This is a genomic window from Prevotella bivia DSM 20514, from assembly GCF_000262545.1.
Lineage (GTDB): Bacteria > Bacteroidota > Bacteroidia > Bacteroidales > Bacteroidaceae > Prevotella > Prevotella bivia.
This window is the reverse complement of the sequence record NZ_JH660660.1, coordinates 1,783,534-1,797,318: the sequence shown is the minus strand read 5'-3', so window position 1 is coordinate 1,797,318 and position 13,785 is coordinate 1,783,534. Positions and strand designations below refer to the sequence as shown.

The 13,785-nt window shown below is 41.4% G+C and carries 9 protein-coding genes; 4 read left to right on the top strand and 5 right to left on the bottom strand.

Features of this window, described 5'->3' with window-relative positions; all coding sequences use genetic code 11:
* Positions 1 to 13: 13 nt before the first annotated feature.
* From PREBIDRAFT_RS09985 to PREBIDRAFT_RS09965, 5 genes are all read right to left on the bottom strand, one after another.
* Complete coding sequence (locus tag PREBIDRAFT_RS09985) at positions 14 to 2,419, bottom strand: hypothetical protein (protein ID WP_004337898.1); 2,406 nt, start codon at positions 2,417 to 2,419, stop codon at positions 14 to 16.
* 4 nt (positions 2,420 to 2,423) lie between these two features.
* Positions 2,424 to 4,094 (bottom strand): AAA family ATPase, encoded by a 1,671-nt coding sequence (locus PREBIDRAFT_RS10810; protein WP_004337897.1) that lies wholly within the window; start codon positions 4,092 to 4,094, stop codon positions 2,424 to 2,426.
* Between the two features lie 297 nt (positions 4,095 to 4,391).
* Positions 4,392 to 5,225 (bottom strand): DNA damage-inducible protein D, encoded by an 834-nt coding sequence (gene dinD, locus PREBIDRAFT_RS09975; RefSeq protein WP_004337896.1) that lies wholly within the window; start codon positions 5,223 to 5,225, stop codon positions 4,392 to 4,394.
* A complete protein-coding gene (locus PREBIDRAFT_RS09970) occupies positions 5,222 to 5,446 on the bottom strand; it encodes a helix-turn-helix transcriptional regulator (protein WP_004337895.1) in 225 nt (74 codons plus the stop codon). The genes dinD and PREBIDRAFT_RS09970 overlap by 4 nt, the downstream gene beginning before the upstream one ends.
* Before the next feature lie 348 nt (positions 5,447 to 5,794).
* A complete protein-coding gene (locus PREBIDRAFT_RS09965) occupies positions 5,795 to 6,700 on the bottom strand; it encodes an IS982 family transposase (protein ID WP_004337894.1) in 906 nt (301 codons plus the stop codon).
* Positions 6,701 to 7,463: 763 nt separating this feature from the next.
* Here PREBIDRAFT_RS09965 and PREBIDRAFT_RS09960 point away from each other — a divergent pair.
* The 4 genes from PREBIDRAFT_RS09960 (at position 7,464) to ileS (ending at position 13,760) form a co-directional block, all read left to right on the top strand.
* Positions 7,464 to 8,264 carry a threonine/serine exporter family protein gene (locus PREBIDRAFT_RS09960; protein WP_230583388.1) on the top strand — a complete coding sequence of 267 codons (801 nt, stop codon included), beginning with the start codon at positions 7,464 to 7,466 and terminating at the stop codon, positions 8,262 to 8,264.
* A gap of 25 nt (positions 8,265 to 8,289) precedes the next feature.
* Positions 8,290 to 8,793 (top strand): threonine/serine exporter family protein, encoded by a 504-nt coding sequence (locus tag PREBIDRAFT_RS09955; RefSeq protein ID WP_004337891.1) that lies wholly within the window; start codon positions 8,290 to 8,292, stop codon positions 8,791 to 8,793.
* Positions 8,794 to 8,808: 15 nt separating this feature from the next.
* Positions 8,809 to 9,717, top strand: a complete 909-nt coding sequence (locus PREBIDRAFT_RS09950) for a LysR family transcriptional regulator (protein ID WP_004337890.1) — start codon at positions 8,809 to 8,811, stop codon at positions 9,715 to 9,717.
* 380 nt (positions 9,718 to 10,097) lie between these two features.
* Positions 10,098 to 13,760 carry an isoleucine--tRNA ligase gene (gene ileS / locus PREBIDRAFT_RS09945; RefSeq protein ID WP_004337889.1) on the top strand — a complete coding sequence of 1,221 codons (3,663 nt, stop codon included), beginning with the start codon at positions 10,098 to 10,100 and terminating at the stop codon, positions 13,758 to 13,760.
* Positions 13,761 to 13,785: the final 25 nt, after the last annotated feature.

The following is a 13,785-nucleotide window of genomic DNA, read 5'->3' as shown; positions in this document are numbered from 1 at the left end:
ATTCATTTCGTTATTACTTCCTAAACTTTATCAATTCCTCACCACTCATAAACATCGGCTGCCCCTCTGCATACTCTTCTTTCTGCTTTGCATCCGCCTCGTATTTCTTCTTGTCAGCTTCGATAATTCCGTGAATGTCAAACTCTCCGAGAGTTATCTCTTCATCGAAGAAATAGCAGAAATACCGCTCATGGCAAGGGTTGAGATACCCTTGGATCTTCATCTGTTCACGAGTCAGCTCACCAGTGTTCTTCACACGAAACGCCTTATACACCTTATTCTCGCCATCCATATATAGGATGACAAACTTTGCGTGCTTCACATATTCGCGACTCTTTACCACACCGCCATGCACGTCCTTACCCAGGCGCACGTTATAGGCATCATCTCGCTTGCCTCCTTTTCGGCTGAATATCCAGTTCAGATGCTCGTAGCCGTTCACGATGCCAACGAGAAACGTTGTCTTGGGATAGTTCTCCAAGTAGTGCATCGTGAGAAACTGCTTTGGTATGACATCGTGCGGACGTGGCTCTACGATTGGCATCTTGTCCTCTGGCAGCGTCCTCGGATCTACGCCAAGCGGACACTTGGCTACATAGAACGCTTGCTTCAACTCGAACATCACGGCTTCGTTCTCGTTAGCGATTTCTTTCATCATCTTCTCACTAAGGGCTGCGTTCTTCATTACCTTTTCGTAGTATTCCCTTTCTTTCTCTGGCTTACGCAGTGCAAGCGAGAAATACTGCTGGTCGCTGCTTTCACGGTTGTCGAATGGGTGATATACTTTGCCAAGCAACGATTGGAAGTTTTCCTTGATGTACACGTTGGGATTCACGTCGCTCTTGGCGGTCATGGCATAGAACTCGAAGTTCTCCTTTAGCATCTGCTGTATCTCTTTGCGGAACATTTTGCGCACTTTATTGCGCCAAGCTACCTTGCTTGACTGGTGATTCCTACCATACAATGCTATCACGAAGAGGAAATTCACGTCGTAGTGTGCAAGCAAGAACGTATCTCTGTCGAAGAGTCTGTTCTCAAACTGCCTACTGAGATAGTATTGTTGTCTGCGCTGCCCTGCTTCCTTGTCGCTATCAATGAGTTTTATGTCGTCTTCGGGCTGGAGCACGTTCTGGTTGGCGGAGATGAAGAAGTTGGGGATGATGTTATAGCCTTCGGTCACGTCGTCGCGCAGCTTCACATGTCCGCTTATGGCTTCCACCTTGCCGTCATTGAAGAGGTCAATGTTCCATTGTATCACGTTCCGTGCGTAGGTAAACTGTTTGTACACGGATTCCTTGCCAAGTGAATTGCCACGCTTGTAATACTTGGAGTCTCCGATATAGTAGATGTTGTCGTCTGTCTCGTTGTTGGTCAGCTCCTGGTATTGGTAGATGTGGTCCACTCGCTTGCCATCGGGCTGATCTTTCAGTTCCTTGGGCAACTTCTGGTCACCGGCTATCAGTTCATCGATGATAGATTCAAACACTATGTGGAAACTCTTCACCAATAGGTATTCCCTTTGGTCGACGTTGAGCATGATATTGTCGGGTCGGTCGAAGAAGGCATAGCAGAGTTCCCATAGCTCCAACGCCTTGTCGGAGAAGTATTTGTACTTGATTTGCTTTAGTCGTCGCTTGCCGTAACCTTTGATGTATCTTGCAAACTTGATGCCTTGTATCAAGGGGAAGTTCACGTTGATTCTCACTGGAAAACCGTATTCGTCGTGCATATGCTGCAAGACGCTATAATAGATGACAAGCAGCTCCTCGTCAAAGTTTATCTGACGTTTCTTATTTATCGGGTTCAGATAGCTCACGTCTTGCCGACGTGTTCCACCGATGCTTTCCTGTATCACGGCTTGGCTTCGGCTGATGGTGCGTGTCCAGTTTATCTTGTTGTAGCCGGAATGGAGATTCTTCACGATGAACATCACAAAACTCTCGTTCCGCTTGTTCCACTCTTGCAGAGTGAGCAGTACATCGAGAAACGTGTTTGCCTTGCGCTTCCTTGTGTGTCCCATCATCGGGGCTTGCTTGTAGAGTACTATGCTCGACTGCCGCTTGCCGTCTTCCACTCGGTCAAACTCATGGTCTCGGAACACGGTGATGGCTCGGTATATCCACACGCTGAGATTGTAGATAAACGTGTGTTCCTCTGTTGTCAAGTCCTTACACTTCTCTGCATTGATTAGGTCCTTAGGCTCGATATGCCCGAACACCTTTTCTTTGCCAAACTCGCCTTCCAGCAATACCTTGGGCAGAATAAACACGCAGTCGTTCACGTCGGGGTCGTCGTTGAAGTAGTAGCCTACATAACTCAAACTGACTTTTCCCTCTACGTCTTGAAGCACACCAAGTCCTTTGAGAACATCGTAGACATCCTCATATTCATATTGGTATTCCTCGATTAGTATGCGCATACGCTTATTCTGTTACTGTATTCACTGCCCAACCTTGGACTTTTGCAAATTTGATAATGAAATCTATGTTGTACTCGTTCCACCATGTCAAAACTTTGTACTTGACTCCATCTGATGATGTTTGTTCTGCACCGAAACATGAGGTGTAACTGCCTGTTATTTCTTCAGTGCGTGCCAATACTCCTTTATATCTATACTTGTTGTCAACAGTATCATCAAATGCCAACTCGCTTTGCAGTTCTGCAAATGTCTTATCTGAATGTTCGCTGATATATTTCATCACGATACTATACCCAAGGTCTTTCTTTGATAGTCGTGATTTACCGTCAAACGAATATTTCGTGTAATCTATTGCGTTGCCATTCTCATCTACTGTTATGAAAGTATCATCATTAGTTTTGATATTTTCTTCGCCTACAATGCCGACAAGGAACGTTCTTATCGCCTCGATATTCACCTTGTTATCGCTGCCATAGAACGCATCGAAGCATATTTCTGCTTCTGGCTCGTCACTGACCTTGAAGAGTGAGATGTCGCCGTCTTTGAACACGTCGTTCCACAGATAGAACAATACTTTGCCGACAAACTTCTCTTCCGATATCTCGCTGCTATCCTTTGGTGGTTTGCAGAAGAAATAACCGAGTTTCTTGTCGTCGCTGCTTGTCTCCTTGGCTATGCGCTTATTGATTTCCTCAACAAACTTCCACCAGTCGCAGTATTCGTTGCCACATCTTATCTTCCAACCCTTGCCAGCATCGGCTATCTTCACGTATCGCCAGTCCCAACGGCGCTTGAAGGCGGAGTCTATGGGGAACAGGCTTTGGTCGCTTGTGTTCATGGTTGCCCATATATATAGATTATTGGGCAATAGCAGCACTCGTCCGTTCTTAATGTCGTCGGACAACGTCTCGCCATAGTTGCTTGTGTAGCCGTCCACGGCATCGTCCACGTCCAGTCCGTTTTCGATGGCATACTCTCCGCCCTCGGCAAACGCTTTCTTTATCTCGTTCTGCAAGTCGGAGTCGGCTTCTATCGGGTAGGTGGAGAATCCATTGTCGCTTCTGTCGAGCAACTGAAACAAATCACCGAATATCTGGGCGCAGTTGCCTCGGTTGATTTCCTCAATCACCAAGAACTGCGGTTCTGCCGTCTCGTTGCCATTGGCATACTTCTGCCATGCACCGAGGTAGGCTTTCAAGAACGCTTGTTTGACAAAGGCATAGGTAATGCGCTTCTCCTTTGCTACCTCAAATCCCTGTACTCCATACACTGGCGTTTCTTCCATAGTCGGCTTATATGCACCGACAAAAGTGGAATAGTCGCTGTCTGGGTGGAACGTGGTGCGAATGGTGGAATATGCTTTGGTCAAGTCGTTTATTTCATACGACTTGCCTGTGCCAGGCGCACCATAAAAGATTTGCTGCAAAGACGAAGAAGGTTTAGCTATCACTTCTTTTTCTTCCAATCCATCTTTCTTCCCATCATCATATGGTGTATTTACATTCGTAATTTCGTTCATAAAGTATGAACGAGCTTTAATAAAACACACATAATGGATTATACTGCCAGACCGCCAGCGTTGGTTCTTGTCATTATCGTGTTTTGCGAACTCTTCATCATTCAAAAGAGTGTCAGCGATATTCTCAACTTCATTAGGAACAGTAATGTCATACATACTTTTTATATGCTTCCAGATTTCTGGTTTATAGTCAAAAAGCCTGTCAACTTCCAGAAATGCCAAAAAACTTTGGACTGCTGTAGGTTGTAAATTGAATCCTTTATCTGTTCTTCGGGATGACCTTGCTATGTTTGAAAGGTAATATGTAAATTCTTCTTTTATTCTTTGTCTGGAATCCATTTTTCTTAATGATTAGTAATGTCTTCTTGCGAGAAGTTTTCCGAGAGGGTAGAAATAACCTCATTGATTTTATCAATTTGCCCTAAAAGCAATTCTTTCTTATTCTGTCCCATCTTATTTTTTCTTTTTGTTCTCCAAAGCCTTTTTCTGTTCACTTGCCAATCTGCGTTCAACCTTCTTTACGTCTTCTGCAGGAGGAAGATTCTCTGGAACTATACCACGCTGTACGAGCATATCACGAACTGCTGTATTGTTGGCAATATGTTCATTGCTAATCTGTGGCTCACCACGCAAATCCTTAGCTTGCACATTTACGCTTGTCATTTCAGCTGCAAAATCTTTTGCTTTGATACTAATAGTGGGGAGGAAGTCTGCTAATGGTCGTTTCTCGGGGATTCCCATACGTAGCTTCAGCGTTGCAGTATTCAAACGAAATAATGCTTGGTCTCCTTTGGAGCGTATCACAGCAAAACTCTTGTCATTCACACCTCGTTCATAAAGTACGCCAGAAAGTTTACGCTCTGTTTCCTGTAGTTTAGCACGTGCCTTAACTCTTTCAACTTCAATAAGACGCTGTTCTATAAGTTCAGCACGACGAGTTTGCACAGCAAAGTAAGTCTGTGCAAATGCGATTTGTGGTTTACGAGGGTCGCCATTTTGAGCGACAAGGTAGCAAGCATAGCGTGTTAGCATAATGTCATCTATCTGACGCTCAGCACCAGAACCGATAACAACCATTTTATTGACGTCAATAAAATGGTCTTCTACATTTTGTCCTACATTTACACACGCTTCCTTGGCTTTGTCTATTACCTTTGTGAAATTTTGCCAAAGTTTATATCCTAACAGAGAACACAAATCTCTTGCACTCCAACATTCTACATCATTGAGAACGCATGACACTTGTTCAAACTGAGAGAACAATGCTTGTATTTCTTCTTTTTTCATTTTGTTTCGTTTTTGAATTCTTCGAACCGCACTAAGTCGGTCAGTTCCACGTCTAATATTTTGGCAATCTGCATTAGATTACCTAAGTCTGGTTGACTTGAATTGGTACACCATTTTGATATGGTTGTTTGGTCTTTACCTAATTGTTCAGCCAACCATTTGTTCGTCCGCTGCTTTTCTGCAAGAACTACTTTTAGCCTATTTAAATTTTTACTTGCCATATAGTAATCGTTTCTCTTGGCAAAGGTACTGCTAATTTCTCTATATAAAGAAAATCCAAATAAAATTTATATCTTATTTTCAACAAAATGAATTAAATGCTATTATTAAGCATACATTTCTTGTTTTTTGCTTAATTAAAATGCATTCATATTTGTACCAAGAAATGCTAATTTGTTGATTATCAATATAGTTTATTTTCGAGAAGGTGAAGTAAGATATAAGAGTTTATAAATACAAAGAGGGATATTAATTAGGTAATATCCCTCTTTTTATATAGTTACATAAAGGGAGCTAAAACAAATGAGAGTAATACAAGTATACATATAATTAACGTGAGTTCGACGAATTTAGAACAGAGCAAGCTGTGTGTCAATAGTCCTTTGTACATTGATACACGGCTTCTTTGGGAACAGACAATAGGCAGCAATAGCACCCAATAAATTGACAATGAAATTGTCAAAGCATCTATGTCTGGAGTGCTCCGCCTGCGCAATATTCTTAAGCTCATCATTCACAGTTTCTATAATGGCTCTTTTTCTGAGTAAGAGTCTGTCAGAAACACTCATCAAAGCTCCTTTCATGTTGCTTTTCAGCTTGGTAATAAATTGTATTCCATCCACAAACAACCTTTGGAAAAGATTTTTGCTTATGTACCCCTTGTCGCCGACCAGCTTGCCATATATGAAATCTACAAAAGCTTTGTATTCCAAAGGCTTACGGTCATCAACATCTCCCGGTGTTATCATAAAATTGAGAAGCTCTCCTTTCTCATTGCAAATCAAATGCAATTTGAAACCGAAGAACCAACCCATAGAGCATTTTCCTCTTTGGGCTATACCTTTGAAAACCTTGTGAATATGTATTCTTTGGTTCTTGCAGACACGCAGTGGTGTGCTGTCAACAAAACTTATGCCCGTGCATTTGCCCAACAATACTTTCTTGATAAACAAAGCGAGTGGAATGACAACCTCCCTTTCCAATTCTACTATACGGTTGTATGAGACAATTTTAAGAAACAAATGACGCAGATGCTTACATACTTTTTCAAGATAGAAATGTTTAAAGCAGCGATAACCAGAGTCGTGAAAAAGAATCATTATTAGCATGACTTCTGCCTTTGACATCGTGGAATCTCGATGATACTTTCTTTTTCTAGTAGGCTTTAGCGTATATTTTGCCACCATTGCATCAAAAAACTTGCAGAAATCATCTGCCATACAAAATATTTCAGTAACTTTGTCCTCGGTGATCATAGCGATTTTTGTTTGTAATTATTTGTAAATCAACACCTTAAAGTTACAACAAATTTCGCTAATCACCAAATTTATAGACACTTATAATTCATCGAACTCACGTTAATTATCTCTTTTTTAGAGACCTGTCATATTTTCTTTCTGCCACAATTCCTGCTAGCTTAGGGACGAAAGATTCGCAAACCACAAAATTTTAACGGACTATTGTATAAAAAGAGTAAAAAGAAACACGCCTCATTTTAGTTTAAGCTGTGCCGCTATCTATAGATACGATTGATATTAGTAGGTATTTTGCTTTTTTCTTACGAATAAATAGTGGGCATAAAGGTTGTAAAATAAGAAAAAGTGTATGTTTTTATCGAAAGAGGTAAAAAAATAGTTTTACAATATATAATATATAGCGATTTATATTTTAAATATTATCATTAAACGAATGATTTTATAGCTATTCTTGAAAAAATGTAACTAAAACAGGCGTGGTTTTACTGAAACACACGACTACTTAATAGCATTTTGTAAAGTTACAGCGATACGCGATAGCTGTTATAGGTATTATCAAATACCAAAGCGTAAATTTATGGTAATTGCGCTATACTTTTGCATCACAAATATATATTACTAATAATTATGGAGTATCAAGCTATGATGTGGATTTCATTGATGGTGTTACTAGGTGTTATCTTTTCAATGTATGAAATAATAAAATGTAGAAAGGAAGCAGGTAAAACAAGGCTATTTGAAATAAGCGATGACTATGTCTCTTATGAGTGGCCAGAGGACTAACTGTGATGTACATACTTCGGCTTTATCACCAGTCCAATATTCTTTTTTAGCCGAATATGCTGCATGGTTGTATGGGTGCGGGGCAACCTGCACCCGTATCCAACACAATGTTAACAGAATAGCAACAGTATGGCATATTAATATAGAATTGACAATTCTTCCTGGTTGCATTCAGTTGGCTGTGTTTGATAAAGATACAGGACTATCCCAAGTGTATATGAAAAAGACACCCGAGACGGGACTTAGTTTTTATAAAAACTCCCAACTTAGCCAACTTTCTTGGGCTATTGCCGATGAGAAGATAACCTTCGACGCAGCACAACGCGTTTTTCATCAGATTGTTTCTACCCCCCTTACTAATAAGTGGGTAGTGATGGTGCTAACATCTTTAGCCAACTTAGGTTTCTGCCGTATCTTTGGTGGCGATGCTATCGCTATGGCAATAGTGTTTGTGGCTACCCTCTTAGGTTATCGTTTAAAGCAAGTACTGCTTGAAGCTCATGTAGATGTGAAACTTGTTTTTCTGCTTTGTGCTTTCTTTTCTGCAGTAATAGGCGCATCGGGGCATATCTTCCATTTAGGGAATAAGCCCGAAATAGCCTTAGGCACTTGTGTGCTTTATCTTATACCTGGTATCCCTTATATCAATAGCATTAGCGACTTGATGGTGGGACAGTATCTGGTGGCTTTCAGCCGATTTATGAATGCGATGGTATTAACGTTTTGTCTCTCTGTGGGATTAGCGGGTGCTATCTTGTTATTGAATTTGAATTTATTCTAAACATAGTCCCTATAACTATCTATATATGGGTTTTACATTTTTCCTCGCTGTGCTAGAAGATGCCTTTTATGCCGCTTTGGCAGGAATAGGATTTGCTAGTATTAGTAATCCCCCTAAGAATGCTTATAAATATTGTGCTGTTCTTTCGGCAGTAGGTCATGCCATTCGTTATGTAATGATGCACAACGAATGGCACTCGTTTAGTCTTGTAGTAGCGAGTTTTGTAGCTGCTTTGGGTATAGGCTTCTTAGCCGTTTATTGTGCTAGGCAAGCCCACTGTCCTCCCGAAACGTTCTCTTTCTTTTCGCTTCTTCCTATGATTCCCGGAATGTATGCTTATCGTACGGTAGAAGGATTGGTGATGTGCTTATTTACAGAGGACGAGCCTTTATTCCATCATTATTTGTACCTTTGCACATCAAACGGATTAACATGCGCCTTCGACATACTTGGAATGGTTTTAGGTGTTACTATTCCCATTTTTATTTTAAATAACATAGCTTTCCGCGTAACGCGTTATCTTGATTAAAGAGTTCTAAACTTTATGGAAATTCGACAAATAAAATACTTTTTGAAAGTTGCTGAGTTGTTAAACTTCTCGGAGGCATCTAAGGCTTTATATATAACCCAAAGCACCTTATCGCAGCAAATTAAGCAGTTGGAAGCCGAGCTAGATGTGGTATTGTTTGAGCGCAATAGCCATGAAGTGTCGTTGACAGAAGCTGGCGATCATTTTAAACGCTATGCTAAAAAGGTAGTTATTGATGCTGAGGACTGCTTACAGAAAATGGCAGATTTAAAAGATGTGATTACAGGCGAGCTAAACATAGGTGTTACTTATAGTTTTAGTCCGCTGCTTTCCGAAACGGTATTAGCATTTATGAAGCTGCATCCTAAAGTAAAACTGAATATTGTTTATAAAACTATGGGCGAGCTGATGGATATGCTGTTACATCGTGAGGTCGATTTTGTTTTAGCTTTTAAGCCCACCGAGAAGAATGATAAAATAGATAGCCACATATTGTTTAACAACCATTTGTCGGTAGTGATGAGTGCTGATCATCCTTTGGCTGGGTATGAAAGTTTGTCGGTGGACGACCTAAAACTCTATGAACTAGCAATGCCAGCCAAAGGATTACAAGCTAGAAGTGCGTTTGATGATGTTATACAAGCCAATAGTCAGAACTTTAAAATCCATTTAGAGCTAAACGATGTGAGTATATTACTAAAACTCATCAAGCAGAGCAAACTCGTTACGGTGCTAGCCGAGTCGACTATTCACGGCGAAGAAGGCGTTGTGGCAGTGCCTTTGCAAGTGGCTGATAGCGATATGGCGGGGTGTATACATCATCTAAAGCAAGCGTATTTAAAGCGATCGGCTTGTGAATTTTACAAACTATTGAGTCAGAGCAGAGCTGTGATGAAATACTCTGCTTTAGCAAAGCTGTTATAGGGTTTTTGGTGAATACTTTTTAAAAACAATAGAAATAAAGGTAAGTCATAAATTAGTTATAATTATTAGTAATAGTGCGTTAAGCAGAAACGTTGGTAGAGTAGTTGTGATAACATACCTCTTTCAATAATATTGTTTTAGTAATAATGGAGGTGCTAGAAGCGTCTAGCACTTTTTTTATTGCTTTCACCCCTTTAATATTTTGTTATTTGTATATACTCCTTTGTTAAGCTAACAAATTAACGCAAATATTCGTATTATTCGTTATTAAATAACAATTTTGTAAGTTTTAAGCAACTCATTCATCTAAATTTGGTCATTTCGTGCTAAAATGTTATCTTTGCAAGATATTAGAAAATAAGATAAAACGAGATAAGATTATGGCAAAGAAATTCGCCGAGCATAAGGGTTTGAACCTTGTGCAAACTAACAAGACGGTATTGGAAGCGTGGGAAAAGAGCGATATTTTCCACAAGAGTATTGATGAACGTGAAGGTGAACCAGCGTTTATTTTCTTTGAAGGCCCCCCTTCGGCTAATGGACACCCTGGTATTCACCACGTATTGGCACGCTCTATTAAAGATACTTTCAACCGTTACAAAACCATGCAGGGCTTTCAGGTTCAGCGCAAAGCTGGCTGGGATACCCATGGTTTGCCTGTTGAGTTAGGTGTAGAGAAGGAGCTAGGCATCACAAAAAAAGATATTGACAACCCTGCTTCAGAGAAATATATCTCTACGGTGGATTACAACCATAAGTGTCGTGAGAATGTGATGAAGTTTACAGCAGAGTGGCGTCAGGTAACAGAGGAAATGGGCTACTTTGTAGATATGGATCATCCCTACATCACTTACGATAACAAATATATCGAAACCCTTTGGTGGCTTTTGAAGCAATTGTATAACAAGAACTTGCTGTATAAAGGCTATACCATTCAGCCTTATTCACCAGCAGCAGGAACAGGACTTTCTAGCCATGAATTAAACCAGCCCGGCTGTTATCGTGATGTAAAAGATACTACGGTTACAGCACAGTTTGGCATTCCTGCCGATGACTGGGCAGAGGTTGTTAAGCGTGCAGGACTTGCAGGTGCAACGTGGGGTAAGCCATATTTCCTAGCTTGGACAACAACGCCATGGACATTGGCTTCTAACACCGCCCTTTGTGTGGGTCCTAAGTTTGAATACGCTATTATTGAGTCTTACAACCCTTATAATGGTAATCCTGTAACGTTAGTAATAGCTACGGCACTTATCTCTGCTTACTTCAAGGCAGAAGGCGAAGTGAAGGAAGGCGCATTGCCAGCTTTTGAACAGGGCAACAAAGTGGTGCCTTTTAAAGTTGTTGGTAAACTAATGGGTACAGCCCTAGAAGGTATTCACTACGAGCAACTTATGCCTTGGGTAAAGCCAGTGGAGAAGATAGGCGACTTAGCACCCGACTTTGTTAATGCTTATGCTGCAGCTCATCCAGAGAAAGTGTTTACGAGCGAGGAAGGTCGCGATAAGTTTGTAGAAATGGCTAGCGAGGCTTTCCGCGTGATCCTCGGCGACTATGTTACTACCGAAGACGGTACAGGTATCGTGCATATTGCTCCTACCTTTGGTGCCGATGATGCTAAGGTGGCTAAGGACGCGCATATCCCAGCCCTCTACTTGATTTCTAAGCAAGCCGAGACCCGCCCAATGGTGGATCTTCAGGGTAAATATTATAATATCGAAGAGCTTGATGCTAACTTCGTAAAGGCTTGTGTCGATGAGGCTAAATATGGTCATCATGCAGGCGACTATGTAAAGAATAGCTACAACCCAATATATAATCCAAACGGTATTTGGGATAAAGAAGCTTCAGAAAAGGCAGAAGACCTGAATATCGTTATTTGCATGGAGATGAAGCAAGAGGGTACAGCCTTTAACATCCAGAAGCACATCCACAACTATCCTCACTGTTGGCGTACCGATAAGCCTATCCTTTATTATCCTTTGGATAGCTGGTTTATCAAAGATACGGCTGCTAAGGCACGTATGGTGGAGCTGAATAAGACCATCAATTGGCAACCAGCAACGACGGGTACAGGGCGTTTCGGCAACTGGCTCGAAAACTTGAATGATTGGAACCTAAGCCGTTCACGTTTCTGGGGTACTCCATTGCCTATTTGGCGTGATAATGCACGTGGCGAGAAATGTATCGGGTCGGTAGAAGAGCTATACAACGAAATAGAAAAGGCGGTTGCTGCTGGCGTTATGCAGAGCAATCCTTTGAAGGATAACGGTTTCGTAGTGGGCGATTACAGTCAGGAGAACTACGATAAGATAGATCTTCACCGTCCTTTTGTTGATGATATTGTGCTTGTTAATGAGCAAGGCGACCCAATGCACCGTGAGAGCGATTTGATAGATGTATGGTTTGATAGTGGTTCTATGCCATACGCACAGCTCCACTACCCATTTGAAGGCACTATCAATAAGGACGGTCTTGAACGTTTGGGCATGACAGAGGACGAATATCGCGAAAAGTTGGTACATTCCACCTACGACGGTATTGCCGTTCCACCAGCATTCTTCCCAGCCGATTTTATTAATGAAGGTGTTGATCAGACACGCGGTTGGTTCTTTACCCTTCATGCTATTGCAACGATGGTATTCGACTCGGTGGCTTTCAAGAACGTTATCTCTACTGGTTTGGTGCTTGATGCTAAGGGCAATAAGATGAGTAAGCACGTAGGTAATGTGATTAGTCCTTTTGAAATGTTGGATAAGTATGGAGCCGACCCTGTGCGCTTCTACATGATGACCAATAGTGAGCCTTGGGACAACTTAAAGTTCGACCCAGAGGGGGTTGATGAGAGTCGTCGTAAATTCTTCGGCACATTATATAATACGTATAGCTTCTTCGCTCTCTATGCAAATGTAGATGGTTATGAAGGAGGAGCAAGTGTGAGTATGTCGACAGATGCACCAGAGATAGATCGTTGGATTATCTCTAAACTCAACTCACTTGTGAAGGGTGTTACTGCTGAAATGGACAATTACGATCCTACGCGTGCTGGTCGTTTGATAGATGCTTTCGTTAATAACGATTTGAGCAACTGGTATGTTCGCCTAAACCGTAAACGCTTCTGGGGTAAGGAGATGAGCGAGGATAAGAAGAGTGCTTATTGCACACTTTATACTTGCTTGATGACCGTTTCACGCTTATTGGCACCATTCGCACCTTTCTATGCTGATGAACTTTACAAAGATCTTGGCGGAAGTTGCGAAAGTGTACACCTTGCTAAATGGCCTACGGTGAGCGAGGCTGAAATTGATCAAGATTTGGAAGAGCGTATGGATATGGCACAGCGCATCACCTCAATGGTATTAGCACTTCGCCGTAAGGTAAATATGAAGGTGCGCCAACCATTGTCGCAAATCATGATCCCTGCTATTGATGAACAACAAAAGCAGCACATAGAAGCTGTAGCCGACTTGATTAAGACGGAGGTAAATGTTAAGGATTTGAAGTTTGTGGAGGGTGCTGGCATCTTGGTAAAAAAGGTAAAGTGCAACTTCCGCGTTATGGGTAAGAAGTATGGCAAGCTCATGAAGCAGGTAGCTGCACGTATGGACACGCTGACACAAGAAGAAATAGCTAGCTTCGAGACGAGTGGTGAATTTAAGTTTGATATTGACGGTGAACCTATCACCGTACTCGCTGCCGATGTAGATATTATCTCTGAAGATATTCCAGGTTGGTTGGTAAGCAATGAAGGTAATCTTACCGTTGCGCTTGAAGTGGAGTTGACCGACGACTTGATCAATGAAGGTTTGGCACGTGAATTGATCAACCGCATTCAGAACCTCCGTAAGGAAACAGGTTTAGAGATCACCGATCGTATAAACATCATTGTAGAGCCTAATGAGAAGATGAATGCCGCAGTGGCACAATTTGCCGATTTCATCAAAACGCAAGTGCTAGCAGATGATATTCAAATAGCTAATAATGATGGCATTGAGGCTGAATTTGATGCGTTCAACCTCCACGTTACAGTAACGAAAATATAAAAATAACCTTTTATTTAAAACTCTT